The 26,235-nt window shown below is 56.0% G+C and carries 18 protein-coding genes and 7 pseudogenes; 6 read left to right on the top strand and 19 right to left on the bottom strand.

Annotated features, from left to right (window positions below; genetic code table 11):
• Together ACTBDZ_RS04635 and mpl are read left to right on the top strand one after the other, a co-directional pair.
• On the top strand, positions 1–102 hold a 102-nt coding region (locus ACTBDZ_RS04635; protein ID WP_438814434.1), incomplete at its 5' end, for a hypothetical protein.
• A gap of 23 nt (positions 103–125) precedes the next feature.
• Positions 126–1,148, top strand: a pseudogene (gene mpl, locus ACTBDZ_RS04630) (UDP-N-acetylmuramate:L-alanyl-gamma-D-glutamyl-meso-diaminopimelate ligase); the annotation flags it as partial.
• Between the two features lie 60 nt (positions 1,149–1,208).
• On the opposite strand, the gene ACTBDZ_RS04625 reads toward mpl, so the two are convergent.
• The 11 genes and pseudogenes from ACTBDZ_RS04625 to nnr all read right to left on the bottom strand — a co-directional run bounded on the left by ACTBDZ_RS04625 (position 1,209) and on the right by nnr (position 13,558).
• Positions 1,209–2,507: an adenylosuccinate synthase gene (locus tag ACTBDZ_RS04625; RefSeq protein WP_438814432.1), complete on the bottom strand. Its 1,299-nt coding sequence runs from the start codon at positions 2,505–2,507 to the stop codon at positions 1,209–1,211.
• A gap of 102 nt (positions 2,508–2,609) precedes the next feature.
• Positions 2,610–2,810: a DUF2065 domain-containing protein gene (locus ACTBDZ_RS04620; protein WP_264623813.1), complete on the bottom strand. Its 201-nt coding sequence runs from the start codon at positions 2,808–2,810 to the stop codon at positions 2,610–2,612.
• A gap of 79 nt (positions 2,811–2,889) precedes the next feature.
• Entirely contained in the window at positions 2,890–3,879 is a 990-nt protein-coding gene (gene hflC / locus ACTBDZ_RS04615) for a protease modulator HflC (protein WP_438814431.1), read from the bottom strand.
• Between the two features lie 2 nt (positions 3,880–3,881).
• On the bottom strand, positions 3,882–5,129 hold the full coding sequence (gene hflK / locus ACTBDZ_RS04610) for an FtsH protease activity modulator HflK (protein WP_222159847.1): 1,248 nt from the start codon (positions 5,127–5,129) through the stop codon (positions 3,882–3,884).
• 91 nt (positions 5,130–5,220) lie between these two features.
• The gene (gene hflX / locus ACTBDZ_RS04605; protein ID WP_438814430.1) at positions 5,221–6,501 is read right to left on the bottom strand and encodes a ribosome rescue GTPase HflX; all 1,281 of its coding nucleotides are present in this window, start codon (positions 6,499–6,501) and stop codon (positions 5,221–5,223) included.
• Between the two features lie 92 nt (positions 6,502–6,593).
• Positions 6,594–6,893, bottom strand: coding sequence for an RNA chaperone Hfq (hfq, locus tag ACTBDZ_RS04600; protein WP_252321358.1), 300 nt, complete (start codon positions 6,891–6,893; stop codon positions 6,594–6,596).
• Positions 6,894–7,042: 149 nt separating this feature from the next.
• The gene (gene miaA, locus ACTBDZ_RS04595) at positions 7,043–7,987 is read right to left on the bottom strand and encodes a tRNA (adenosine(37)-N6)-dimethylallyltransferase MiaA (RefSeq protein WP_438814429.1); all 945 of its coding nucleotides are present in this window, start codon (positions 7,985–7,987) and stop codon (positions 7,043–7,045) included.
• Positions 7,984–9,897: a DNA mismatch repair endonuclease MutL gene (gene mutL / locus ACTBDZ_RS04590; RefSeq protein WP_438814428.1), complete on the bottom strand. Its 1,914-nt coding sequence runs from the start codon at positions 9,895–9,897 to the stop codon at positions 7,984–7,986. Before mutL ends, miaA begins: the two co-directional genes overlap by 4 nt.
• A 42-nt stretch (positions 9,898–9,939) precedes the next feature.
• Positions 9,940–11,619 carry an N-acetylmuramoyl-L-alanine amidase AmiB gene (gene amiB, locus ACTBDZ_RS04585; protein WP_438814427.1) on the bottom strand — a complete coding sequence of 560 codons (1,680 nt, stop codon included), beginning with the start codon at positions 11,617–11,619 and terminating at the stop codon, positions 9,940–9,942.
• Positions 11,616–12,098 (bottom strand): tRNA (adenosine(37)-N6)-threonylcarbamoyltransferase complex ATPase subunit type 1 TsaE, encoded by a 483-nt coding sequence (gene tsaE, locus ACTBDZ_RS04580; protein ID WP_438814426.1) that lies wholly within the window; start codon positions 12,096–12,098, stop codon positions 11,616–11,618. The genes amiB and tsaE overlap by 4 nt, the downstream gene beginning before the upstream one ends.
• A pseudogene (nnr, locus tag ACTBDZ_RS04575) lies at positions 12,095–13,558 on the bottom strand (bifunctional ADP-dependent NAD(P)H-hydrate dehydratase/NAD(P)H-hydrate epimerase). The gene tsaE and the pseudogene nnr overlap by 4 nt, the downstream one beginning before the upstream one ends.
• Here nnr and ACTBDZ_RS04570 point away from each other — a divergent pair.
• Positions 13,523–13,750, top strand: a pseudogene (locus ACTBDZ_RS04570) (tRNA epoxyqueuosine(34) reductase QueG); the annotation flags it as partial. The pseudogenes nnr and ACTBDZ_RS04570 overlap by 36 nt on opposite strands.
• 448 nt (positions 13,751–14,198) lie before the next feature.
• Here the strand turns inward: ACTBDZ_RS04570 and ACTBDZ_RS04565 are convergent.
• The 5 genes and pseudogenes from ACTBDZ_RS04565 to ACTBDZ_RS04545 all read right to left on the bottom strand — a co-directional run.
• Positions 14,199–14,692, bottom strand: a pseudogene (locus ACTBDZ_RS04565) (methionine ABC transporter permease); the annotation flags it as partial.
• Entirely contained in the window at positions 14,677–15,459 is a 783-nt protein-coding gene (locus ACTBDZ_RS04560) for a methionine ABC transporter ATP-binding protein (protein WP_438814425.1), read from the bottom strand. The gene ACTBDZ_RS04560 and the pseudogene ACTBDZ_RS04565, both read right to left, overlap by 16 nt.
• Positions 15,456–16,268 (bottom strand): MetQ/NlpA family ABC transporter substrate-binding protein, encoded by an 813-nt coding sequence (locus tag ACTBDZ_RS04555; protein ID WP_438814424.1) that lies wholly within the window; start codon positions 16,266–16,268, stop codon positions 15,456–15,458. The genes ACTBDZ_RS04560 and ACTBDZ_RS04555 overlap by 4 nt, the downstream gene beginning before the upstream one ends.
• Before the next feature lie 73 nt (positions 16,269–16,341).
• Positions 16,342–17,373: pseudogene (locus ACTBDZ_RS04550) on the bottom strand (isopenicillin N synthase family dioxygenase).
• A gap of 333 nt (positions 17,374–17,706) precedes the next feature.
• A complete protein-coding gene (locus ACTBDZ_RS04545; protein WP_438814423.1) occupies positions 17,707–18,273 on the bottom strand; it encodes a TetR/AcrR family transcriptional regulator C-terminal ligand-binding domain-containing protein in 567 nt (188 codons plus the stop codon).
• A 125-nt stretch (positions 18,274–18,398) separates the two neighbouring features.
• Here ACTBDZ_RS04545 and ACTBDZ_RS04540 point away from each other — a divergent pair, with 125 nt between their 5' ends.
• The 3 genes from ACTBDZ_RS04540 (at position 18,399) to ACTBDZ_RS04530 (ending at position 21,645) form a co-directional block, all read left to right on the top strand.
• The gene (locus ACTBDZ_RS04540) at positions 18,399–19,604 is read left to right on the top strand and encodes an MFS transporter (protein WP_438814422.1); all 1,206 of its coding nucleotides are present in this window, start codon (positions 18,399–18,401) and stop codon (positions 19,602–19,604) included.
• Positions 19,605–19,720: 116 nt separating this feature from the next.
• Complete coding sequence (locus ACTBDZ_RS04535; protein WP_438814421.1) at positions 19,721–20,239, top strand: 1,2-dihydroxy-3-keto-5-methylthiopentene dioxygenase; 519 nt, start codon at positions 19,721–19,723, stop codon at positions 20,237–20,239.
• Between the two features lie 239 nt (positions 20,240–20,478).
• A complete protein-coding gene (locus ACTBDZ_RS04530) occupies positions 20,479–21,645 on the top strand; it encodes a nucleotide sugar dehydrogenase (RefSeq protein WP_438814433.1) in 1,167 nt (388 codons plus the stop codon).
• Here ACTBDZ_RS04530 and nhaA read toward each other — a convergent pair.
• The 3 genes and pseudogenes from nhaA to kdpC form a co-directional block, all read right to left on the bottom strand.
• Positions 21,642–23,009, bottom strand: coding sequence for a Na+/H+ antiporter NhaA (gene nhaA / locus ACTBDZ_RS04525; protein WP_438814420.1), 1,368 nt, complete (start codon positions 23,007–23,009; stop codon positions 21,642–21,644). The two genes, ACTBDZ_RS04530 and nhaA, sit on opposite strands and share 4 nt — an antisense overlap.
• A 136-nt stretch (positions 23,010–23,145) precedes the next feature.
• A pseudogene (gene kdpD / locus ACTBDZ_RS04520) lies at positions 23,146–25,666 on the bottom strand (two-component system sensor histidine kinase KdpD); the annotation flags it as partial.
• A pseudogene (gene kdpC / locus ACTBDZ_RS04515) lies at positions 25,594–26,097 on the bottom strand (potassium-transporting ATPase subunit KdpC); the annotation flags it as partial. The pseudogenes kdpC and kdpD, both read right to left, overlap by 73 nt.
• Positions 26,098–26,235 lie beyond the last annotated feature (138 nt).

Here is a 26,235-nt window from a genome sequence, read left to right as displayed (position 1 = left end):
CATCAATGCTGTTCAATGTGGCAGTTACTGAACAAGGTTCGCCGCTTCATGGAAACCGTCAGCCCGTTTCCCAGTGGAAAACATGGACAGGCAAAAGTGTAGCGGTATTAGGAACAGCTATTTAGATTCTGGAAGCCTGCGGCTACCAGCCCGGCTTCGTCATCGGCGGTGTTCCCGGCAACTTCACCGTTTCTGCCCGCTTGGGCGGCGGCACCTTTATGGTAGTGGAAGCCGACGAATATGACTGTGCGTTCTTCGACAAACGTTCAAAATTCGTGCACTACGCGCCGCGTACGCTGATCCTGAACAACCTCGAATTCGATCATGCAGATATTTTTGACGATCTGAAAGCCATTCAGAAACAGTTCCACCATCTGGTTCGCCTGGTGCCGGGGACAGGTAAAATCATTATTACAGGCAATGAATTACACCTTAAACAGGTGATGGGCATGGGCTGTTGGAGTGAGCATGAACTGGTGGGCGACGACGGTGTCTGGAAAGCGAAAAAAGTCACGACCGATGCCAGCGAATTTCAGGTTTATCTGAACGATGAGTTGGTCGGCGAAGTGCGCTGGAAACTGGTAGGCGAGCACAACATGCATAACGCCCTGATGGCCATCGCGGCGGCACGCCATGTAGGCGTGCCCGCAGCCGAAGCCTGTCGTGCGCTGGGTGGATTTATCAATGCCCACCGCCGCCTTGAACTGCGCGGCACCGTCAGCAATATCAGCGTCTACGACGATTTTGCGCACCACCCGACGGCAATTCTTGCTACGCTGGCAGCCTTACGCAGCAAGGTGGGCGGAACGGCACGCATTCTGGCTGTGCTGGAACCGCTCTCAAACACCATGAAAATGGGCGTTATCAAGAATGAGCTGGCCCCGTCATTAGGGCGTGCAGATGAAGTCTTCCTGTTCCAGCCGCAGCACATTCCGTGGCAGGTGGTTGAAGTGGCTGATGCCTGTGTACAGCCAGCACACTGGAGCGCGGATATCGACACGCTGGTCGAGATGATCGCCAAAACCGCTCAACCCGGCGACCATATTCTGGTGATGAGTAACGGTGGGTTCGGGAATATTCACAACACCTTATTGGCGGCGTTGGAGAAGAAAGCGGCATCTACTCAGGATCAACGCGACGTGCTGTAAAACAAAAAAGGACGGTTTCCCGTCCTTTTTTTCGTTTATGCGCTTAATGCGGGTTACGCATTACACATCAAACGGATCGCGCAGGATCATGGTTTCGCTACGGTCAGGGCCGGTGGAGATAATATCAACCGGCACGCCAGTGACCTCTTCCACGCGCTTGATGTAGTTCAGCGCAGCCTGCGGCAGTTTGCTGTGATCTTGCACACCAAAGGTGCTTTCCGTCCAGCCCGGCAGGGTTTCATAGATAGGCTCGATGCCTCCCCAACCTTCAGCCGCCAGCGGCGTCACATCCACTTCATCACCGTTCGGCATACGATAGCCAACGCAGATCTTCACTTCTTTCAGTCCATCCAGCACGTCCAGTTTGGTCATGCAGAAACCGGACAGGGAGTTGATCTGTACGGCACGGCGCACGGCAACCGCATCCAGCCAACCGGTACGACGACGACGGCCTGTGGTTGCACCAAACTCGTTGCCTTTCTGCGACAGATGCTCGCCAACATCATCAAACAGCTCGGTAGGGAATGGACCTGCACCAACGCGGGTAGAGTAAGCTTTGACGATACCCAGCACGTAATCCACGTAACGCGGCCCCAGACCAGAACCGGTAGCAACGCCGCCCGCCGTGGTGTTAGAGGAGGTCACATACGGATAGGTACCGTGGTCGATGTCCAGCAGCGTGCCTTGCGCGCCTTCGAACATCACCAGATCGCCACGCTGATGCGCTTTGAACAGCAAATCGGAAACATCAACCACCATTGCAGTGAGAATGTCGGCAATCGCCAGCACATCATCCAGCACTTTCTGGTAGTCCACCGCTTCCACTTTGTAATAATTCACCAGTTGGAAGTTGTGGTACTCAACGATCTCTTTCAGTTTGACGGAAAACGCCTGCTTGTCGAACAGATCGCCCACACGCAAACCACGACGCGCCACTTTATCTTCATACGCCGGGCCGATACCACGACCCGTGGTGCCAATAGCTTTCTCACCACGCGCTTTTTCGCGCGCGTTATCCAACGCGACGTGATAAGGAAGAATCAGCGGACACGCTTCAGAAAGCAGCAGACGTTCGCGTACCGGAACACCGCGTGCTTCCAATGCGGTCATCTCTTTCATCAACGCATCAGGTGCCAGCACAACACCGTTACCGATGATGCTAACCACGTTTTCACGCAGGATGCCAGAGGGGATTAAGTGGAGGACGGTTTTCTCACCGTTGATAACCAGAGTGTGGCCAGCATTGTGACCACCCTGGTAGCGCACAACATACTTAGCCCGTTCAGTCAGCAGGTCAACGACCTTGCCTTTACCTTCGTCACCCCATTGGGTGCCCAGTACGACGACGTTCTTACCCATTTCAAGAATCACCAGGTTGCTTAAAAAAAAATGGATTCTATCATCTCACTTGGTTGCTTTCAGTACTTTTAGCATACGTTTGCGCACATTTTTTGATGCCATTCAACTTCCCGCGCGATGACGCAACATGTAGTAGATCACGATGCCGGCAACCACTAACCCGCCGCCAAAACGACGCAAAATAGTGTCTGGCTGCTGCGCCATCGCCAGGATCATGCGACGCCAAATCCGTGGAAACAGCAGTGGTCCCAGCCCTTCCACAATCAAGACCAGGCCCAGCGCCAGCCAAATGGTGATACTCATACCTACTCCAATGGAAAATTTTGCCATTAAAAAAGCCCGTATAACCATACGGGCTTTTGATGAAAAACGGTAAAGCTAATCAGCGTGCAAGCGACGTCGTTGGCGAACGCATATAGCGGAAGAAGTCGCTATCCGGGCTCAATACCATCACGTCCTGATTGTCGTTGAAGCTGGCTTCATAGGCACGCAGGCTACGGATAAAGGCATAGAAGTTCGGGTCTTCGCTAAACGCGTTAGCAAACAGCCGGGCTGCTTCCGCATCCCCTTCACCGCGCATGATCAGCGCTTCACGTTCCGCTTCAGCCAGGGTGCGCGTCACCAAATAATCTGCCGCCGCTTTCAGTTTCTCCGCCTGTTCCTGACCTTGAGAACGGTGACGACGTGCAACCGCTTCACGTTCTGCACGCATACGGGCGAAGATCGCATCCGACACTTCCGTCGGCAGGTTGATCTGCTTAATACGCACATCGATCACTTCAATACCGAGAGCAGCCATACTGTTCGGGTTGATATGCGGCTGCGCACCCTTGGTCTCTTGCTCCACGCGTGCGGCAGCAGAGGCAATGGCGCTATCCGCTTCGGTGGTTTCACCGGTACCGGTATTCAGCGCATCACGCACGTCCAACATCAGTCGGCCACGGGAATCGGTAACAATACCGCGCACATCCAAACGACCGATTTCAGAACGCAAGCGGTCGCTGAACTTACGTTTGAGCAGCACTTCTGCCTGAGAAATGTCACCACCGCCCGTCGCCAGGTAGTAGCGGCTGAAATCACTGATACGCCATTTGATGTAAGAATCCACGATCAGGTCTTTCTGCTCCGAGGTGATGAAGCGATCGGCCTGGTTTTCCATGGTCTGAATGCGCGCATCCAGCATCTTCACGGTATCAATAAACGGTACTTTAAACTGCAAACCTGGCACATAGATAACAGGCTTGTTCTCATCATCGCGCAATACTTTGCCGAAGCGCATCACAATGCCGCGCTGGCCTTCCTGCACCACAAACACTGAGGCATACAGCGCCATCAGCACCAGGACGAGGATAAAAACGATAGGCTTACGCATTATTATTCTCTCCCAAAATCACGCTGCGCGTTTGCACGGCGCTGGTCCATGACGGTTCCACCCGTGCTGGTACGGGTTTGTCCGGTGGTTGCTCCGTTGTTGTTCGGTGCAGAGGGCAGACGCATCGGCGCAGCCGTGGTGTTACTGGTCGCGTTACCGCTGGCGTTGCCTGTCTGGCCGCGCATCAGTTGATCCAACGGCAGCACCATCAGGCTATTGCCTTTGTCATTAACCAACACTTTCCGGGTATGTCCCAGTACGCGCTCCATGCTTTCGATATAGAGACGTTCGCGGGTGATTTCTGGCGCGGCTTTGTATTCCGGCAAAATCTTGGCGAAACGCGCCACTTCACCCTGCGCTTCAAGCGTGATACGAGCGCGATAAGCACGTGCCTCTTCCAGCACACGCTGTGCCTGACCGTTCGCACGCGGCTGCACTTCGTTGGCATAGGCTTCTGCTTCACGAATGTATTGCTGTTCGTTCTCACGTGCCGCGATAGCGTCATCAAACGCGGCTTTCACTTCCTCTGGCGGACGCGCCGCCTGGAAGTTAACGTCCAACAGGGTTAATCCCATGTTGTACGGACGAATGGTTTCTTCCAATACGCGTTGCGTGTCAGTACGCACGATGGAGCGTCCCTCAGTGAGGATTTTGTCCATGGTGTATTTACCGATAACGCCGCGCAGGGCGCTGTCAGTCGCCTGACGCAAACTGTCGTCGGCATTGGTAACGCTAAACAGATAGCGCTCAGGCTCCGTCACACGATACTGAACGTTCATCTCCACGCGCACCACGTTTTCATCCGACGTCAACATCACGCCAGAGGTGGCCAATTCACGCACAGATTCCACGTTTACCGCACGAACCGAGTCGATAAATGTCGGTTTCCAGTTCAGACCCGGACCTACCAGGTGGCTGAACTTGCCAAAGCGTGTCACTACGCCGCGCTCGGCTTCTCGGATGGTGTAAAAGCCGCTCGCGGCCCAAATCACCACGGCCGCCACCGCGACAATACCCACGACCCGGCCACCCAGACCACTGCCAGAGGTGCCACCGCCATTACCTGAATTCCTGCTTCCGCCCAGTTCGCCCAGCTTTTTGCTCAGCTTGCGGAAGATATCATCCAGATCGGGAGGACCTTGATCCCGGCCGCCTTTATTATTGTTTCCGCCAGAGTTGCCGCCTTGATTATTGCTGCTCCCCCACGGGTCGCGGTCCTGTCCGTTATTACCGGGCTGATTCCACGCCATGTTTTAGCTCCATTCTTTTATGATTGGTGTTCTTCAGGTTCAATATCCCAGAGTCCGCAGAACAATACCGAGATCGACCAACATGTCAGTCTCAAATCACATAATCCGCGAGTTCTTGCTCTTGTTTGCAAAGACGACGCCAGTCCACCATCGGCATACGCACGATAAGACCCACGCGACCGTCTTCCTCAATCCATTCTTTTTCTATTGCCTGAAGCTGGTAAAAACGACTACGAAGGCGTCCTGCCTGCGGAGGAAGGCTCAGAGAATAATGTGCGATGTCCCCTGATAGCCGCTCCGTCAATGCCTGAAATAACAACGAAATACCGTCACCCGTCTGGGCAGAAAGCCATACCCTGACCGGCACATTCTCTTCGTTGCGATCGATACGCGGAACGAAACCGCCCAGCATGTCGATTTTGTTCATCACGAGCATCACAGGAATTTCATCAGCCTCGATTTCTGCCAGCACTTCGTTTACCGCTGCAATATTCTCGTCGATACGAGGATCGGCAGCATCCACCAAGTGCAACAACAACGACGCCTGACGCGTTTCCTGCAATGTCGCTTTAAACGCCGCCACCAAATCGTGCGGCAAGTGACGAATAAATCCCGCGGTGTCAGCCAACACCGTGTCCCCGACATCCACAACATTAATCCGTCGCAGCGTAGGGTCCAGTGTGGCAAACAGCTGATCGGCAGCATAAACGCCTGCCGCTGTCATTTCGTTAAACAGGGTGGATTTTCCGGCGTTGGTGTAGCCCACCAGCGCAACCGTAGGCACGTCCGCACGCGTTCTGGCTCGACGCCCTTGTTCACGCTGCTTCTTCACGCGCTCAAGGCGAGAGAGGATTTGGCTGATACGGTTACGCAACAAGCGACGGTCGGTTTCGAGCTGGGTTTCACCCGGCCCACGCAGGCCAATCCCCCCTTTCTGGCGCTCGAGGTGCGTCCATCCCCTTACCAGACGCGTGGCAAGGTGACGCAACTGCGCCAGTTCAACCTGCAATTTCCCCTCGTGAGTACGCGCACGCTGGGCAAAAATATCCAGAATCAATCCGGTTCTGTCGATAACACGACATTCGCACAAACGCTCAAGGTTACGCTCCTGAGCAGGCGTCAACGCATGATTGAACAACACAACAAAGGCATCGGTGGCTTTCACCGCCTGTGCAATTTCTTCCGCCTTGCCTTCACCCACAAAATATTTGGAGTGCGGTGCCTTGCGGCTACCGGTGATCACCTGCAATGACTCGATACCGGCGGAGGAAACCAGAGATTCAAACTCCAGCAAATCGTCCGTATCTTTGTCTTGCGAAAAATAAATATGAACCAATACGACCCGTTCACCGGCTTCATAACGGTCAAACAAACGTGCGACCTCTCAAACAAACGAAAAACACCCTGGTGGCAAGCGCTAGCGATGTGTACAGGCTCCCCACCGGGGTGAAAGCGCAATACGCGTTATTCCGCGTCATCACTTTCCTGCGCCGACGACTGCTGATTTGCAGACGAACCACCATGGTAGTTGCTGGTGCCAGGGTTATTGCTGTGATGAGAAACCGGACGAGACGGCACCACGGTGGAGATAGCATGCTTATACACCATCTGGCTAACCGTGTTTTTCAACAAGATAACGAACTGATCGAAAGACTCGATCTGGCCCTGCAACTTGATACCATTCACCAAATAAATAGAAACCGGAACACGTTCGCGACGCAGTGCGTTCAGGAACGGGTCTTGCAAAGATTGCCCCTTAGCCATTCTATATTTTCCTTATTTGCTTGTTGTTTGTAACAAAGAACCCCAAGGCTCTAAAATAATGATGTAAAAAAATTGTGCGCTGAGACTCGCCAATTGTACACAATCGGCCACCCTATGCACTAACTATGCGCGTATAATAAACCCGCACATCAAGGTGCCTGTACCACCGCCATCACACGTTCAAACGCATCCTGCGGTTTTTCACTGTCCAACCAATGAACGCTGTCCCAACCGCGCAGCCAGGTCATTTGACGTTTCGCCAACTGACGTGTCGCGCAGATACCACGGAACACCATTTCATCGTAATCACACTCGCCGGATAAATATGACCACATCTGGCGATAACCAACGCAACGAACAGACGGCAAATCCTGATGTAAATCGCCCCGGGCAAAGAGCGAACGGACTTCCGTCTCAAATCCTGCCGCCAGCATCTGCTGAAAACGCAGCGCGATGCGTTCGTGCAACAGCTCGCGCGTTACCGGTGCAATGGCAAACTGATGCACACGGTAAGGCAACGCCTCACCCGCTGTTTTTGTCAGCTCTGTTAAAGTGTTACCTGAAACGAAAAAAACTTCCAGTGCCCGGCACAGTCTCTGCGGATCATTTGGATGAATCCGAGCCGCTGCAACGGGATCAATCTCACACAATTGGCGGTGAAGCGCTTCCCACCCCTGCTCACGCGCCTGCGCTTCGATGCGCTGGCGCACGGCCATATCGGCTGACGGCAGCGGTGACAACCCCTCCAGCAGCGCCTTGAAGTACAGCATGGTTCCCCCGACCAGCAAGGGAATACGCCCGGCAGCGGTAATTTCCGCCATCTCCCGCAACGCATCGCGGCGAAAATCCGCGGCGGAATAAGCCTGCGTCGGATCGAGAATATCGATCAAACGGTGTGGAGCCTGAGCCAGTTCCTCAGCGCTGGGTTTGGCGCTGCCGATATCCATTCCTTTATAGATAAGGGCGGAGTCCACACTAATCAACTCAACGGGCAACGATTGTCGCAACGCCATCGCCATCGCCGTTTTTCCTGACGCCGTCGGCCCCATGATAAAAATCGCCGGGGGAAGGGTTGCGCTCGATAATTCAGTCATACTTTCAAAGCCTTAATGGCATCTTCCACTCTAACCCGCTGCAACAGCGACGCGGGCGGCTGTTTCGGCAGTTCCGGACAAAGTCGCTCTATTTCCGTCAACAGTTGTATCGCCTGCGCCTGGCTCCAACGCTCGTGGTCACTGTGCAGCTGTTCCGACAACCAGGTCGCCAGTTGCTCAGGCGTGCACGCAGGTTGCAACGCAAGATATCCTAACAGTTCAGAGATCAAGTTTTGTAAATTTTGTTGGCGCAATGGTAAAGGTACAGCACGCAGTAGCGCCCTCTGGGACTCCAGCGCGATATCAATACCAAACTGCGCCAATAGCGCCTGATGATGAAGCAGCGCTTCGCGTTCATTTTTTTCCACGGTCAAACGTTGTGGAATCAATAATGGCTGGGGACGTAACCCTTGTTCCTGCGGCAACAGCTGCGCCCGCTTGAGGTAGCGCTCGGCGTGCGTCAGTGACACCATCGCCAACCCGTGCTGATACTCCACCAGTGCGAAACTGGGCGGAAACACGGTTAACAGACGGCCGAAACCTTGCGCCACGCTGACCGGTTCCAAATCTGGCGCAGACGCTGACACGGCGGTGTCGATAGGTTCTTGAACCGCCTCCACTATCGACGCGGGTTTCAATAAAGTCTGGTAAAGCTCACCCTGCTTTTTCTGGTAGGGTGCGCCAGCGAGGGGCATCGGCCCTCGCCCTTGTGTTTGAGAAGCGCGTGGCTGATAGGCCGGGGCACTCTCCTTCATCTGGCGTGCCGGAACGTCTGCCGCTTTCGGCGGCGCATGCTCTACCGGACGTGCGGGCTGCGCAAACTGGTTTTCCCCTGCGGCGATGCGATTTTCCGGCTGCCACGCAATGGCTTCGCCTGCCACATCGGAGGCCACGGCCGCCAACGTCAGCTCAGGCGCCTGCTGTAATACGCTCACCACCGCCTGATAGATAAAATCGTGCACCAAACGCGACTCATGGAAACGCACTTCGTGCTTAGCCGGGTGCACGTTGACGTCAACTTGGTGCGGATCCACTTCAAGAAACAGCAGGTAGGCAGGCTGCTGCTCACCGTGCAAACTGTCTTGGTAAGCCTGGCGGATAGCGTGATTAATCAGCCGATCGCGCATCATGCGTTGATTGACGTAGCAATACTGCATGTCGGGCAGTTGCTTTGCGCCCTCGGGATCGACCACCCAACCGTGGATGGACAAATCGCCGTGCTGCCACGAAATACGCAGCGCGTGTTGCAAAAACAGCGGCCCGCAAATACTGCCAACACGGCGCTCATGCTGTGAGGCGTCCGGCGCGGCGCGGTATTGGCGGATCGTTTTACCATTATGGTTAAGGGTAAACGCCACATCGAAGCGCGCCAGCGCGATGCGGCGCACCACTTCATCAATATGCGCGAATTCTGTCTTTTCTGTGCGCATGAATTTGCGCCGCGCGGGGGTGTTGTAGAACAGATCGAGCACTTCCAGCGTGGTGCCCACCGGATGCGCCGCCGGTTTTACCGTCACTGCCATATCACGGCCTTCCGCATAGGCCTGCCACGCTTCATTCTGCTCCGCCGTACGAGACGTCAGCGTTAAGCGCGAAACTGAACTGATACTCGCCAGCGCCTCGCCGCGAAAACCCAGGCTGATAATCGCTTCGAGATCGTCCAGCGTGGCAATTTTGCTGGTTGCATGACGCGTCAGCGCTAAGGCCAGATCGTCTTTGCCAATTCCAGTACCGTTATCACGAATCCGAATACGTTTTGCCCCGCCGCGATCGATATCGATATCAATTCGGGTCGCCCCGGCATCGAGACTGTTCTCCACCAGTTCCTTCACCACGGAAGCGGGACGTTCCACCACTTCTCCGGCGGCAATCTGGTTAGCCAGTTGGGGAGGCAAAACCTGAATCGGCATGCGAGTTCCTCTGTTATTGACGCACGCGCGTCACGAACGGCATCAGGCAGACGGGATAATCAGCGTCTGCCCAAGTTGTACCGTGCCGGACGTCATGTCATTGGCACGTTGGATCTCCTTCATACTTACACCATATCGCATGGCGATGGCACTCAGGCTATCTCCTTTTACCACTTTATGTTTGACCGGAACGGCGGTACGCGGCACCGGGGCCGATGCAGTCGATGTACGAGCCCCCGCAGGAATGCGCAATTTCTGCCCCACCCAGACGCCATCTTTTTTCAGATTATTCTCACTGCGCAACGCCGCCATACTGACGCCGTAACGCGCCGCGATACCTGAAAGAGACTCACCGCGCGCCACGGTATGGCGCGTGGTTGCTGTACTACTGGATGCCGAGGTCGTGGGCGTTGCAGCCTTACGGTTGACCGGCTGTACGACCGGTCGGTTTTCCTGCTTTGGGACGGATTGTACTGGATGCGCCTGGAAATAGCTGCGCAACCCCCGGTAGATCGCCGTGGCGATTTTATCCTGATAATCGCTGCTTCCCAGCAGACGCTCTTCAGTCAGGTTGCTGATAAAGCCCGTTTCCACCAGCAACGAGGGAATATCCGGCGATCGCAGCACGCCCAGGCTGGCGTGTTCCGGGCGGCGTTTGTGCAACGACCCGACGCGCTGCATTTCCTGCAACACTTTGACTGCCACGTCATAACCGACGCGCTGAGAGTGACCAAACTGCAAATCCAGCACCGCCTGGCTCAGGTAAGGATTGGCACTGTTGTTTGCCAACAGATCCCCTGCGCCCCCCAACAGTTCCGACTGCTTCTCGTGCTGTTCCAGCCAGTTGGCCATTTCACTATTAGCACGCCGATTGGAGAGCACCCATACGGAAGCACCGGAAGCCCCGCGGTTTGGCGCGGCATCCGCGTGAATGGAAACCAGCAGGTTGGCACCTTGCTTACGTGCCACATCGGAGCGCCCCATGACAGAGATGAAGTAATCACCGTCACGCGTCATCACGCCTTTAAAATTAGGATCGCTATTAAGCAAAGTATGCAATTTGCGCCCAATCGCCAGCGTCACGTTTTTCTCACGCAAGCCAGAAGGCCCAATGGCACCAGGGTCCTGTCCACCGTGTCCGGCATCAATGGCGACGATCACCGGTTCGCTGGCACCGCCAGAACGCGGCGTTGCTGCACGTGCGGAGGCATTGCTGTTCACCACCACGGTAGGTTTGTTGTTAAATGGATTGCCACCCGATTCAACCGGTGCCGTGTTACGGGTTTCGCGCGTAATGGAAGTCGCTGACGGTGCTTTTGTCACCTTCGCTTTCTGCTGCCCGGCAACGGTAAACACCACGTTAAAACCCGCGCCGGCTTTCTGTGTTGACGCGCGCGTTTTGGCCGGCTGGGTCAAATCCAGCACCAGTCGCAGGCTCTGTGCATCCTTCGCCTGACTGGTACGAATGCGTTTGATAATGTTTTGCCCGCTGAACTCCAGCGGCAGCCCTTGAATCACCCCCGTCTGCCGGATGTCGATCACCACCCTATCCGGGTTGTTAAGCGGGAAAAAGGCATAGATCGGTTGTCCGCTGAAATTCAGGCTGACCGTCGCCTGATTATCACCGTTTTCCACCTTGATATCAGAGAGGTTGGCAGCCCAACCCGTACTGGCCAGCAGCAGCCCAGCCCACATCACCAGAGCGAGCACACGTTTCATCATGGCGTTTCACTCTCCGGCAGGGGAGATATCTGCGCCAAAATACACTCACCCAGCGCCGATATGGCGATCAACTGCGCGTGTCGCCCTTGCGCTTCATAGTTCAGATGCACTTCAAGATCGGCGCTAGGGAGAATGCCTTCACCCTGCTGCGGCCACTCAATCAGGCAGATGGCATCCTGCGTCACGTAGTCGCGGATCCCCATAAATTCCAGCTCTTCTGGATCGGCCAGACGGTAAAGGTCAAAATGATACACCGCCAGCGGTGACAGCGCGTAAGGCTCCACTAGCGTATACGTGGGGCTTTTCACGTTGCCCTGATGGCCGCGCGCCTGAAGGAAGCCGCGGCTGAACGTGGTTTTACCTGCGCCCAGATCGCCAAAAAGATAAATACTGCATGCGCTGTCGCAGGCCTGCGCCAACGATGCCCCTAATGCGATGGTAGCTGCCTCATCCGGCAGCGGAAAATCTACTTTTTTCATTCTGTCTTTTCTAAGGGTATCCACTCAGGATTAACATAGCGGGACAATACTGGCATCAAATCAGTTTGCCAACATCCCTCGCGCGCCGCGCTGCTCGGCCAGCGCATCGGCCGCCGCACCGTGCACCACACAGCCGGCGCAAGCTGCCGCATAGCGTGACAATTTTTGTCCAAGCAATGCGCCAATAATACCAGACAACACGTCGCCCATGCCGTCGCTCGCCATGCCAGGATTGCCGACGTCAGCCAGCGCCAGCGCATCAGACTCATCGGCAATCACGGTACCCGCCCCTTTTAGCACGACCGTACCGCCATAGCGTTGTACCAGTTTCTGGGCAGCAAGTAAGCGATCACTTTCAATCTCCGCCACTCGGCAATTCAGCAGGCGGGCCGCTTCCCCCGGATGTGGGGTTAAAATACGATTTTGACGTTTAAAAGGGCTCATTGCCAGCAGGTTTAGCGCATCCGCGTCCCACAGCATGGGTTTGTTACAATTTTCCACGGCGCGCAGTGCGCTTTTCGCCCAGCTATCTTGCCCCAGTCCCGGACCAATCACCACCACGTCGGCCCAGTCAAGCCCTTCACGGAGAGAGGCATCACTCAGCGCTTGCACCATCAGTTCTGGGCGCGCCATCAGCAGCGCCGCCGCGTATTGCGTGTGAGTGAGTACTCGCACCAATCCCGCACCACTGCGCAATGCGGCTTCTCCCGCCATCTCAATAGCGCCCCCATCCCGGCATTGCCCCCCACCAGCAGCAATCGGCCATGATCGCCTTTGTGCGCCAGCGGCGAACGAGGCGTCAGCCAGCCCGGTAAATGTTCACGGGATAAACGCCACATCGGCGCGGGATGCTGCTGCAACCAGGTGGACAGGCCCAAATCCGCATAGTGCAACGCACCGACACAAGCGCGCGCCCTGCCCGTTAACAGCCCGGGTTTTAGCGCAATAAAGGTAACGGTGCAGGCAGCAGCGATTGCCTCTCCGGCACAGGCGCCGGTTTGCGCATTCAACCCGGAGGGAATATCCAGCGCCAGCACCGGCGCTGCGTGGGCATTAGCGCGTGCGATCAGCGCATCATAAGGAGCACGCGGCGCGGAGGATAACCCAGTCCCCAGCAGGCCGTCGATAATCAAATCGATTCCGTCAGGCCAGGGGGCGTCGGGTGTTAATGCCACATCCCCCTCCTTCTGCCATGTCGCGTAGGCACACTGAGCTTCCTCTGGCAGAGGCCGTGCAGCCCTGCACGCGACCACGGTGGTGTCAATCCCTGCGGCGCGCGCAAGCGTAGCCACCACATAGCCATCGCCGCCGTTGTTGCCATGTCCGCACAGAACCAACCAACGGCGCGCATTCGGGTAGCAGCGACGGGCATGTTGGTAAGCGGCTTCTCCGGCACGTTGCATCAACGCATAGAGCGTGGCCCCCGTTTGCTGCGTAATATCGCCGTGGCGCTGGGGAATGCCCCCTACGAGGAAAATGTTGTGCTGGCCTTACAAGCGCGACTCGGGCAGAGCGCACTGATCGATGAGCATATTCACTGGGCAATTGAGCAACAATTGGCACGCCGTGCCGCTCAATCTATCGACGTGCAGTTGCCGCAGAAAAAACGGCTTATTCGTGCTATTGAAAAAGGATTACCGCGCGATGCCTGAGGTGTTGCCAGACGGTCATATCATCCTGGCCCGCCCTGTGCATAAATATAAAAATCCTTGCCAATCAATCCGTGAAGAAAGTGCAAGTGATCGCCTTAACATTTTGATAAGTTATTTTTATCGATAAATATCAGTAAGATATAAATATACCTTTGACAATCTTGCCACAGATCATTTTACGCAGGCAAAGAGAAACCTGTGGATAAGTCTGTTAAGAAAATTATGAGATTTTATATTACATGAAACGCAAAAGAGAGGAGTAAACACTTCGACACCCGAAAACACGCTGCATAAAAAATAACCTACTGCGCGAGCGGGACGCAATTGTGGACTGGTTAGTCTCGGAGCACAAGCGATTTATCTTTCATCTGCGATTGAACGCCTAAAATATAATCACAGAAACGATCCTGTGCCACACAAACGATCGCCGATCGATTGCACGCCCTGAACTAAAATCACCAGAACCACCACCGCCGATCACGCCTGCCAGGATCGTTGGCAGCGCTTCTGGCAGCAACACTTTGCCGATCACGTGCCAGAGCGATCCCCCCATTGACTGGATCGCCTCAATACGCCCGCGTTCAACCTCATCCAACGCATTTTCCACTACGCGGGAAAAAAGGGAAAAGCCCCGATGGTGATCGGTACGATCGCCGCCGTACTTCCAAGCGTGGTGCCCACGATCACGCGGGTCAACGGGATCAGCGCAATCAACAACACCACAAACGGTAGCGATCGGCCAACGTTGATCACCGCACCCAGCCCCCGGTTTAACCAGGGTAAGGGCGCAACCCCGTCAGATCGCGTGATAAACAACACCACGCCCAACGGCAGGCCAATCAGAACGGTAAACAGCGCTGCCAGCCCCACCATGTACCCCGTCTCTAATGTGGCATTCCACATCAGCGCAATAAACTCATCCCAGCTCAGGCGACCTTGCATAAGGCACTCCCCTCAATGACGCCGTGACGGCGAAGAAACGCCTGCTCTGCCGCATAATCGGGCAACAACGCTCTGCGTAGCTGCGAATCAGGCGTTGCAAGCAGCGTCGACAGCGCCCCGCTTTCCACGATCTGGCCTTGCGCCATCAGCGCGGCGTGATCGCAAATGGCTTTTACCACCGGCAGTTCGTGCGTGATCAACACGATCGTCACACCTAACTGACGGTTGATGTCTGCCAGCAGCGCCAACACCGATGCTGTGGTTTCAGGATCGAGCGCGCTGGTCGCCTCGTCACACAGCAAATACCTCGGCTTCGCCGCCAACGCACGCGCAATGCCGACACGCTGTTGCTGCCCACCGGATAACTGCGAAGGGAAGGCGCGCGCTTTATCACTGAGCCCCACCCATTCCAACAACGCGCTGACTCGCGCTTCACGCTCGTGACGCGCAACCCCAGCTATCTCAAGCGGCACGGCAACGTTGTCCTGCACAAGCAGGTTGAAGTGCTGAAAAATCATGCTGGTGCGCTGCCGGTGCTGGCGCAACGCCCGTGAAGAGAGTGCGGTAATCTCTTCACCATCCACCACAATCCGGCCCGATGAGGGCCGTTCCAGCAGGTTAAGACAGCGCAGCAGCGAGCTTTTACCCGCACCGCTGCACCCCAAAATGCCATAAACAGAACCCTCGGGAATCGTCAGCGACACGTCATCCAATGCTGGACGATCGCACCCTGGGTAACGTTTTCCCACGTGTTCGATGACGATCATGGCTGCTGGCTCGCCACCGGGATCACCGAACCGTTATAGCGCTGCGCAATAAAATCGGCGATGGCTTTGGATTCCAGATAGGCGGCCAACTTTTTAATGCGCGGATCGTTTTGCAGGGCGGGCGTCGTCACCAATATGTTGGCATACGGGTTATGCTCTGCGCGTTCTAACCCCAGCCCATCTTTGGCCGGAACCAGCCCCGCTTCCAGCGCATAGTTACCGTTGATCACCGCCAGATCGACATCGTCCAGCGAGCGCGGGATCTGCGCCGCTTCCACTTCCTTGATCTTCAGCTTCTTCGGGTTTTCCGCGATATCTTTCGGTGTTGCCTGATTCTTGGCCGGATCGCTGTAGCCTGGTTTCAGCTTCACCAGCCCCTGGCTCTGTAATAAATACAGTGCACGGCTGAGGTTGGTGACATTGTTCGGTACGGCCACCGTGCCGCCTTCCGGCACCTCGCTAAAGCTTTTTTGCTTACGTGAGTAAATACCCAACGGTTCCACGTGCACGGTAGCAGCGACTACAAACTGTTTCCCCAACGCTTTTTCCTGATCCCGCAGATAGGGCACGTGTTGGAAATAGTTGGCATCCACATCACCATGCGCCAGCAGCTCGTTGGCATTTACACCGCTGGTCAGTTCGATCACTTTCAAGGCGTTCTGTGGATCAATTTTTTGCACCTGTGCCAGGATCTTACTGTGGGGCACGGGATCGGCAGCTACGCGCAGCGCTTGCGACGCGGAGGCAGAGAAGGTCACGCTAACGGCTAATGCAACACTGCTGACAAAAAATGCGACACGCTTATTCATACAGGCTTCCTTTTATCGCTTCGTTTTAGGTATTGGGGTTTATGCCTGCCGCAAAGGCAGAGACAGAAAAGCGTCAGTGAGCGGCGTGTTCCGCTTTCGCTACCACATCGGCGTAATAACGCTGTGCAACATCAGGATGCGAGCGCAGTCGCCCTTTCAGGTAGTTCCAGCCTACATCACGCAACAAGGGATTGTGCGGATCGCTGGTAGGCCCCTGCGCCAGACGCGCCACCTGTGGAGGCAGTTGATACACCGGCACCACCGCATCCAGCTGTGCACCGAGGAAAAAGGCGATGGAGAGGCGCTCCTGCCCGGCAGGCGGTGAGACCACACGGTGCACCGTGGCACGCAAATAGCCATTGGTCGCCAGTTCCAGTAGTTCACCGATATTCACGACAAAGGAGCCCGGCAGCGGCGGCGCATCAATCCAGCGATCGGGGGCAACCTCGACCTGTAAACCAGCCTGCTCATCCTGCAACAGGAAGCTCAGGAAACCTGAATCCTTGTGCGCCCCCACGCCTTGCTGGCTACCCTGCGCCGATTGCCCCGGATAACGAACCAGCTTGATATGTTCGTTAGGCTTTTCACCGTACAGTGCATCAAAGATGTGTGGCGCTAACGCCAGCGCCTCAGCAAAAGCACGCAACAGTTGCTGGGCCATGGCGGTCATCGCTTGTTGCCAGGTCAGCAGCGTGGTTTTTAGTGCAGGCTGCGCTTCCGGCCACAAATTGGGACCTTGTAACTGCCACCAACGGGGGGACTGCGGTGTCAATTGCAGGGCGGTGCGTTCAGCGCCAATGTCAAACTGCTCACGTCAGTCGGGTTGGTTGCGCGTCAACTCGGCCCCGGCACGGTTGTAGCCGCGAAAATGGGGAGAATGGATCATGGCAACGCGCTGTTTTTCCTCATCAGGCAAGGCAAAGAAAGCGCGAGCCTGCTGCTGCAACTGCTGCTGTAGCGTTTCGGGAATACCGTGGTGGGTGAGATAAAAGAAACCGACATCGCGGGCGGCTTCATTGAGCGAGGTTAAAAACGCCCACCGCTGCTCGGGGTTGCCGTGCAGGTGTGATAAATCAAGGAGAGGTAGTCTGTTTATGGTGCTCATTGCGTACTCCATCAATTATTCCATGCTCAACCGGAAAATAAATGCAGGAACCGCAACAACAACGATAGCCCGTCATGGTTCACCTCATCAGGAAGCGGAGTGGTTTCAGAGCGTTCACCTTTATCAGCGCAAAGCCCCTACCAGCACAAAGTAAAGAAACCGATGTTTTTCGACATCTGATGCTATTAATCCTGAATTACAGCGACGGGTAAAATACAAAGAGTGGCAAAGTTAAGCAGCGCTTTAGCTATGCGACCAACTTTATCGTTGTGACGAAGGGGATAACCACATGTCACCGGGCGCTATTGGGAGACAACGCCCGATCGTATAGGACTACGCGTGTTCTGACGACATAGCCAGCGCTACCAACAATCGCTGGATATCCTGCGGCGTGGGTGTCTCATGGGTAAATAAAATGCGGTACATCAGGGGGGCAATAATGCGCTCAATGATCTGTTGCGCGCTGGCAGGTGCTTCCTGTCGCGCCAGGGCGCGCTCACGAATCACCTCCAACTGCTGCGTGGTGAAACCGGCACACTTGCCCGAGCTTTCATGCCCCGGCGTGCCCAGCACATCGCTCAGCATCGCCCGGCCCGGCTCCGAGGCCATCTCTTCGATGTAAGTATTCAGCCAGATCTCAAGATCGCCGGTGAAAGAACCGGTGTCCTGCGGCTCGGCATCCGGACGCAGCTTTTCCACCGCCACATCGGCCAGCAGTTGGGGAAGATCCCCCCAGCGCCGATAAAGCGTAGACGGTGTCATCCCCGCGCGTGTCGCAATGGCGGGAATGCTGAGCGCCTGACGCCCCATCTCCTGTTCCAATTCGCGGACCGCTTGGTGAATCGCCGCCTGCACTCGCGCGCTGCGTCCCCCCGGCCGCACACCCTGTGTGATCGCCATCTGATACTCCCTGGTCGAACAAAAAACGTTTATTGACACCACTAAAGCAAAATATTTGCTTTAGTGGGAAAATCGCTGTAGCGTTGTTAACGCATAATATTAGCTTTTATACCACAGGACACGCCATGACGGTTATCAGCAATACCGTGATACGCGCCACACCCCGGCGCAATGCATCCACACTCGCACTACATAGCCTCACGCTGATAGCCTTTATGGCGGCCTCCAGCGTGCCGACACCGCTCTATCGGCTGTATCAGCACGATTGGGGATTTTCCGCGACGCTGCTTACTATTATCTTCGCCGCCTATGCCTTTGCCCTGCTGTGCGCCCTGTTGATCGCCGGTCGGCTTTCCGACCACGTAGGGCGACGTCCGGTGATTGCTGCGGCGCTACTGCTTAACATCGCCGCCATGTTCTGTTTTCTCTTTGCATCTCATCCTTATGGGCTTGTCATTGCGCGCATCGTGCAGGGCTTTGCGACCGGACTGGCAACCGCTGTGGTGGGTGCCGCTCTGCTGGATGTGCATCCCGAACGCGGATCGCTGGTCAATAGCATTGCGCCGCTAACCGGTATGGCCGCTGGTGCGATGTTGAGCTGTGCCCTGCTGGCGTATCAACTAGCACCGCTTCACAGCGGCTATCTGCTGCTGCTCGGCGTATTTGTGCTGCTGTTGATAGGTTTGGCGTGTACGCCGGAAACCGGACTGCTCCGCAGCGGTGCCTGGGCCAGCCTGCGTCCCAGCGTTGCCGTACCACCGCAGGCCAGAACGGCATTTTGGCGTGTGATGCCGGGCAACGTTGCGGTGTGGATGGTGGGCGGTTTCTATCTCTCGCTGATGCCCTCGTTGCTGGCGCAAAATACGCCGGCGGTTTCCCCCTGGCTAAGCGGAATATCCGTCGCAGCCCTGACGCTAAGCGGTGCCGTGGCGATTCTTCTGGCACGGCGCACTGCCGCGACACCGACACTGCGCGCGGGCGCACTCTGCCTGATAGTCGGCATGACGCTGATGTTGTTCGCCGTCCATCGCGCCAGCACCGGTTGGCTGCTGGCGGGGGCATGCATTACCGGGCTGGGGTTTGGCATGGCATTTCTCGGCGCGCTACGCAGCGTACTTCCGTTGGCAAAGCCGCACGAACGAGCAGGCCTCACTACCGTGTTCTACATCGAAAGCTATTTGGCAAACAGCGTGCCCGCCATCATCGCAGGCTATCTGACGCAGCATTTGGGGTTGATCGACACCACGTATGTATACGGTGGCGTGATCCTTACTCTGGCGACGTTGGCCATCGTGCTAACGTTCATCCCGCGGTTAACCAAAGCGAAATAAAATTAACAAAATCATAATACTAAACAACCTGGCAGCATAAGATATAAAGAATTCGTCTTGCGATTTATCCCTGTAAAGCGAATGGTTATGCTCTACCTCTTTTGCGGAGAATATCCATGACCACATTATCCATATTCCAACTACCGCACACGGCACAGCCCGCTGAGCAACTGGCCGCTTTTAGCGATATCGCCGAGTTGCTGGCGGGTGCCGGAATCCAGCTCGAGCGTTGGGAGATTGGCTCGCTGCCCGCAACGGCGGACAGTGACACCCTGCTCAGTCATTTTCAGCAGGATATCGAGCGCCTTAAACTGCAAGAGGGTTACACCGCCGCCGATGTGATTCGCATTACGCCGGATCACCCCGACAAGCAGGCGCTGCGTGAGAAGTTTTTGCAGGAACATACCCACAGCGAAGATGAGGTCCGCTTTTTTGTCACAGGAAGCGGCACGTTCTTCGTTCCGCTGGGCGACAAGGTGTTTCGTTTAACCTGCGAAGCGGGTGACCTGCTGCGTGTTCCGGCCAACACCCGCCACTGGTTTGACTGCGGCGCACAGCCAGATTTCACCGCCATCCGTATTTTCACCAATCCGGCAGGATGGGTGGGGCATTTCACCGGTCAGGAAACTTTATAGTCTGCGACGAGCAACGCACACAAAAAAATACCATTCTCCTAGTTAAATGTAATGCCACACGACAATCAAGCGTGGCGTTTTCTGATAGCAACACCCCACCATTTACCTTATTGCTAGCAAAACCCCTTCCGGCGAATCTGAAATGACGCAACGAGCACAGCGTCGTTTTGGAAATGTTTAAAATTCATGCACGTACGCTCTCTATACTGTCCCCGGATTTTTCAGGCGGATTTAACATGATGAAATGTACTATCGCGGGCACCGGTTACGTCGGGTTGTCGAACGCCGTGCTATTGGCTCAACATAATCAGGTGGTGGCTATCGACGTTGTCGAACACAGGGTGGCGCTTTTGAACCAGAACCTGTCGCCAATTGTTGATAAAGATATTGACCATTATCTCAAGGAAAAACCGCTCAATCTGGTGGCGACAACGGATAAACAGTTGGCCTATCAGGATGCGGATATCGTGATTATCGCCACGCCGACCAACTACGATCCCATTACCAATGCGTTCGATACCCAATCGATTGAATCCGTGGTGCAGGATGTGTTGTCCATCAATCCCGATGCGCTTATCGTCATAAAATCAACGGTTCCCGTGGGATACACCCAACAACTGCGGTGCACCTTTGCCACGGATAACATTATTTTCTCTCCCGAATTTCTGCGCGAGGAAAAAGCGCTGCACGACAAACTCTATCCTTCACGCATTGTCATTGGGGAACGCTCACCGCGCGCAGAACGTTTTGCCGCCTTGCTGCTGCAAGGGGCAATCAAGAAAACGGTGCCCGTACTCTACACCTATGCCACGGAAGCGGAGGCCATTAAGCTGTTCGCCAATACCTATCTCGCCATGCGCGTCGCCTATTTCAACGAACTCGATAGCTATGCACAGATGCATACGCTGGATAGCAGACAGATTATTGAGGGGGTCGGGTTAGATCCGCGTATCGGCTCGCATTACAACAACCCGTCATTTGGCTATGGAGGCTACTGTTTACCCAAAGACACCAAGCAATTGTTAGCCAATTATGCCAGCGCCCCTAACCGGCTGATTTGTGCCATCGTCGAGGCGAATCGCACGCGTAAAGATTTCATTGCCGATGATATTCTCAAACATAATCCCAGCGTGGTAGGCGTTTATCGTCTGGTGATGAAAACGGGCTCCGATAACTACCGCGCTTCAGCAATTCAAGGCATCATGAAACGGATCAAAGCCAAAGGTATTGGCGTCGTGGTCTATGAACCAGTGCTGACGGAAGAGACATTTTTCCGCTCTCCGGTGATAAACGATCTGGCAACGTTCAAACACAAGGCTGATTTGATCATCTCAAACCGCATGGCACCGGAGTTGGAGGATGTCGCGGATAAAGTCTATACCCGCGACCTGTTTGGTTTGGATTAAATCGGTTGACCGGCCTGCTGCACACGGCGGTGACGCGCATAATACCGGCCCCACAGCAGGCCCAGCGTGGCCGCAATCAGCGAGCCCAACAGCACCCCTAGCTTGGCCGCGCCCAGCAGTTGCGGATCGTCGAAGGCCAACATGGCGATAAAGATCGACATGGTAAAACCGATACCTGCGAGCAGCCCAATCAAAAACACACCGCGCCAGGACACCTCTGGCGGTAGCTGGCACCCACCAAAGCGTACCATTAGCCAGCTAACACCGACTACGCCCAGCAACTTACCGGCGACCAGTGCCAGCGTAACGCCCATCATCACGCCGAGTGGTCCTGCGCCCGACAAATCAATGCCATTCACGCTTACCCCCGCGTTCGCCAGAGCAAACAACGGCATCACGCCATAAGCCACCCAGGGGTGCAGCGCCATCTGCACGCGCGTGACAGGCGGCAGCACTTCACGCTGAGCATGGCGTAACTGCTTAAGCGGTGCAGCCAACTGCTCCGCAGCCTGTGTATCCTGCTTGTGCATCAGATCGCGCACAATGTAAGAAAGGCGCTCCAATGGACGCTCCTTCATCACCCGCACGGAGGCCACGGGGGTAATCAGCCCCAAGACGACACCCGCTAATGTCGGATGCGCTCCCGTGAGCAGAAAACCCAACCACACGATGATACCAGGAATGACATAGGCCCAGGCCGACCCGATACCAATCTTCTGTAGCCCAAACACCATCAACACGCCCACCAGCACGGGGATCAAGCCGTTGTACTCAAGCCCACCGGAGTAGAAGAACGCGATGATCAAGACAGCGATAATGTCATCGATAATGGCTAACGCCAGCAAAAACACCCGTACATTGCCGGGAATGCCTTTGCCCAACAGTGCCAGCACCCCCACGGCAAACGCGATATCTGTTGCCGTCGGCACCGCCCAGCCTTGTTGCTGCAACGGCGCGCTGTTCACGCTCAGATAAATCAACGCGGGTACTATCACGCCGCCCACGGCGGCAGCGATCGGCAGTGCCGCTTGCCGCAGGCTGCTCAGCGCACCTTCGTGAATTTCACGACGGATCTCCATACCGACCACTAAGAAGAACAGTGTCATAAAGGCGTCGTTGATCCAGAAATGCAGTGAATGCTCGATTTCTGTATCGCCAATGCTAAAAGAGAGCGGTAGATGCCACAGCGCATGGTAGCTTTCCGCCCACGGCGAATTGGCCCAAATCAATGCCGCAGCAGCAGCCACAAGCAGCACAATGCCGCTTACCGCTTCAATATGGAGAAAACGTTCAAGGGTGGCGAAAGCGCGTTCCGCCAAACGCTGAGCACGAGGAATGCCCTGCGGGGACAGGTGTCGATTCATGGTTGTTATCACTCCGCGTGGCGGCCCGACCAACGCACAAACCTGTCTCACCACAACATGTGGCTAACACCCGCCACCTTTTTACCGACAATGTTGGATGAGTTCAAGTATTTTACATTTATTTACAAGCTATTTATTAAGAAGATTCCACTATTTCCGGCACTGGCGGCAGAGGGAGCTGTACCGTAAAACAGGCTCCCCCTTCTGGCCGATTGGCAGCACTGATCTCCCCGTGGTGAAGCATCACGATCGCACGACAAATCTCTAATCCCATCCCGACACCCGGAATGGAGGACTCCTCATTACCACGGGTGAATTTCTCAAAAATATGCTGTTCGCTGCCCGAGGTGATTCCGGGGCCGTCGTCCCAAACCTCGATCCTGATTTTCCCCGGCAACGCGCGTGCCCGAATGCCTATCGCCCGCGTTCTGCCCGCATATTTCAATGCGTTTTCCAGCAAGTTCGCAAATACACGCTCCAGCAGCGCGCCATCGGCCTGAAGCAGCACCATCTCCTGCGGTAGATCCAATTGCACCGCTTCGGCGGGCAGAAGCGCCTCGAGGGATTTCAGCGCGCCGCCAATGACCTCATCCAGCGCGACCCAGTCGGTTTGCAGGCGGAAGCCTTCCCCTTCAATACGTGCCATATCCAGCATATTGTTCACCAGGCGAATGGTACTCAACGTTTGCAGGCGAAGTGCACCGGCTTGCGGCGCGTGCGGCGATCCTTCCGTGGAAAGATCGAGCAGCAGGATCTCCGCCTGACCAAACAGCACCGTCAGCGGTGTGCGCAGATCGTGAGACAGCGCAGCCAGCAAGGAATTACGCAGCTCTTCCCGCTCCGCCACCAGACGTGACTGCTGCTCACGCCGCGTCAGTGCCAGACGCAGCAACGCACCGGAAATCAGCATTACAAACGTCTCCAGCAGCCGCTGCTGTTCGGGTATCAGCAGGTGGCGCAGGTTGCTTGGCTCAATAATCAGCAACCCTAACGTGTCCTCGGAAGAGATTAACGGCAGCACTTTATAAGGCACGCCGGGCAGCGTATCCGTTCCTGCGCCCGCCACATGCCCTTTCTCAAAGCTCCATTTGACGATGGCGGGATCGGGAATGGTATGCAGCAAACGCTCGGCTGGCGCGATCAGTTTTCCCTGCGCGTCTGGCAGCCAGATTTCACAGCGGGCAAACAGTGCGCCGCCCATCACCCGCTGGCAAATCGGAGCAATGTCGTTCGGGGCGCGCACCCGGCTCAGCCCGTCGGCCATTTCGTACAGGTAACGCGCGCGCTGCTCCCGATGTCGGGCAACCCGCGCCTGATAGCGCACCCCCGCCGTCAGGTTGTCGGTGATCGCGCCCACAGTGAGCATCACCGCAAAGGTCACCAGATACTGCGCATCGCTGACGGCAAAGGTGCCTTCCGGCGCGACAAAAAACAGATCGAACGCCACGATATTGAGTATTGCCGCCACCACTGAGGGCAAGCGGCCAAAACCAATGGCAATCAGCACCACGCCCAATAAATAGACCATCACCAGATTGATCGGCGAAAAGTCGGGCAAAATCCATTTGCTCACCAGCGTAATCAACGCGCATAGCGCGGTTGCCGCCAGACAGCCGCGCGCTTTCTGGCGGCAACTTATCCGGGCTAAGGTGTGTGTCTATGCGCGGTGCCGCATGCACGTCAGGCACATCATCCAAAGCTACAATCATCAAATCGAGATCCGGCCCAAGGCGGCTTAGCCGCCGCGCAAAGCGATTAGGCAACGCCCAACGCCGCTGCGGTGGCCTTCCCACAATGATTTTGCCGAGGTTATGCTCACGCGCGTAGCGCAGTACCGCTTTCGCTTCATCGGGCTCAGACAAGGTGGCGGTAACGGCACCCAGCTTCTGCGCCAGCTGCAAGGTGCGCAGAATTCCACGCCGACGCGCTTCGCCCTGCCGATGCAGCGTGGGCGTCTCGACCGTTACTGCATGCCATTCGCTACCGAGTTTGGCGGCCAGGCGGGCGGCAATGCGCACCAGCTTTTCGCTGCCAGTGTTAGCGCCAATGCACAGCAGGATCGCATCGCGGGTGTGCCAGACGCGTTCCTCTCGCCCGCTGGCATCACGCCAGGCGCGCATCTGATCGTCAACGCGATCCGCCGTGCGGCGCAGCGCCAGTTCCCGCAGCGCAAACAGATTACCCTTACGGAAAAAGTTCTCGATGGCGCGCTCTGCACGATCGCCCACATACACCTTGCCTTCTTTCAACCGTTGCCGCAGGTCGTCCGGTGGCAAATCCACCAGCACCACTTCGGTAGCCGAGTCAAAAAAAGGATCGGGGACGGTTTCTTGCACCCGAATCCCCGTGACACCGCTGACCACATCATTGAGGCTTTCCAGATGCTGCACGTTCACCGTGGTCAGCACATCAATGCCAGCATCCAGCAATTCATCGATGTCTTGCCAGCGCTTGGGATGGCGCGAACCCGGTGCGTTGGAATGCGCCAGCTCATCCATCAGAATCACGGCAGGAGGCCGCGCCAGTGCGGCATCCAGATCGAACTCCAGATGACGATGTCGTCCCGTTGCGCGTCGGGCAAGGGCAACAGGGGGCGGCGCGTGTTCTCCAACACCAGTTGGCGCAACGTTGCTTCTGGCAAATGGCGCGCTTGTGCCACACGCGGAATTTGCCACACCGCAGCTGCCGGAGAAATGTGCGGATCCAATCCGCTGGCGGAGGTCGTCACCAGTTCCACCGGGACGAAAGCATTGGCCTGGGGATTCGCCTTACGCCATTCGGCAACGCGCTACGTTATAGCTTCATCTAATGCCGGATTGCTGGGTGCCAGGTTACTGCCAGAGGAGGCCAACGCATTATAGGGTGAGTCAGCCGTTGCCGAGGGCCGCCCCTGAAAATAATCCGGGCGGGTAAAAGACTGACCGATCAGGGCCGAACCGCGCACCTTGCCTTCCGGCATCACCAGCGAGCCGTTAGCTTGCACGGGAAACCACCACTGTGCCAACCCGGTTGTCAGCAACGGATAGCCCGCCCCAACAACCAGTGTCAGCAGGATAAAAAGCGAAATTGCAGGACGTAACAGGTTCATTGATATTCTCCTTAAACCCAACCCAACGCGGTCAGTATCAGGTCAATCGCTTTGATGCCAATAAAAGGCACCCCCCGGGGGGGGGGGGGGGGGGGGGGGGGGGGGGGGGGCGGGGGGGGCGGGGGGGGGGCGGGGGCG

The organism is Symbiopectobacterium sp., assembly GCF_051710365.1.
In the GTDB taxonomy this organism is placed as follows: domain Bacteria; phylum Pseudomonadota; class Gammaproteobacteria; order Enterobacterales; family Enterobacteriaceae; genus Symbiopectobacterium.
The sequence above is the reverse complement of the archived record's forward strand: the minus strand, read 5'-3'. Positions and strand labels throughout refer to the sequence as shown.

Excerpts from the sequence above, each read along its gene's own strand:
- ACTBDZ_RS04625 (WP_438814432.1), bottom strand. The coding sequence starts at position 2,507 with ATGGGTAAGAACGTCGTCGTACTGGGCACCCAATGGGGTGACGAAGGT.
- ACTBDZ_RS04620 (WP_264623813.1), bottom strand. The coding sequence starts at position 2,810 with ATGAGTATCACCATTTGGCTGGCGCTGGGCCTGGTCTTGATTGTGGAA.
- hflC (WP_438814431.1), bottom strand. The coding sequence starts at position 3,879 with ATGCGTAAGCCTATCGTTTTTATCCTCGTCCTGGTGCTGATGGCGCTG.
- hflK (WP_222159847.1), bottom strand. The coding sequence starts at position 5,129 with ATGGCGTGGAATCAGCCCGGTAATAACGGACAGGACCGCGACCCGTGG.
- hfq (WP_252321358.1), bottom strand. The coding sequence starts at position 6,893 with ATGGCTAAGGGGCAATCTTTGCAAGACCCGTTCCTGAACGCACTGCGT.
- miaA (WP_438814429.1), bottom strand. The coding sequence starts at position 7,987 with ATGACTGAATTATCGAGCGCAACCCTTCCCCCGGCGATTTTTATCATG.
- mutL (WP_438814428.1), bottom strand. The coding sequence starts at position 9,897 with ATGCCGATTCAGGTTTTGCCTCCCCAACTGGCTAACCAGATTGCCGCC.
- amiB (WP_438814427.1), bottom strand. The coding sequence starts at position 11,619 with ATGATGAAACGTGTGCTCGCTCTGGTGATGTGGGCTGGGCTGCTGCTG.
- tsaE (WP_438814426.1), bottom strand. The coding sequence starts at position 12,098 with ATGAAAAAAGTAGATTTTCCGCTGCCGGATGAGGCAGCTACCATCGCA.
- ACTBDZ_RS04560 (WP_438814425.1), bottom strand. The coding sequence starts at position 15,459 with ATGATCGTCATCGAACACGTGGGAAAACGTTACCCAGGGTGCGATCGT.
- ACTBDZ_RS04555 (WP_438814424.1), bottom strand. The coding sequence starts at position 16,268 with ATGAATAAGCGTGTCGCATTTTTTGTCAGCAGTGTTGCATTAGCCGTT.
- ACTBDZ_RS04545 (WP_438814423.1), bottom strand. The coding sequence starts at position 18,273 with ATGGCGATCACACAGGGTGTGCGGCCGGGGGGACGCAGCGCGCGAGTG.
- ACTBDZ_RS04540 (WP_438814422.1), top strand. The coding sequence starts at position 18,399 with ATGACGGTTATCAGCAATACCGTGATACGCGCCACACCCCGGCGCAAT.
- ACTBDZ_RS04535 (WP_438814421.1), top strand. The coding sequence starts at position 19,721 with ATGACCACATTATCCATATTCCAACTACCGCACACGGCACAGCCCGCT.
- ACTBDZ_RS04530 (WP_438814433.1), top strand. The coding sequence starts at position 20,479 with ATGAAATGTACTATCGCGGGCACCGGTTACGTCGGGTTGTCGAACGCC.
- nhaA (WP_438814420.1), bottom strand. The coding sequence starts at position 23,009 with ATGAATCGACACCTGTCCCCGCAGGGCATTCCTCGTGCTCAGCGTTTG.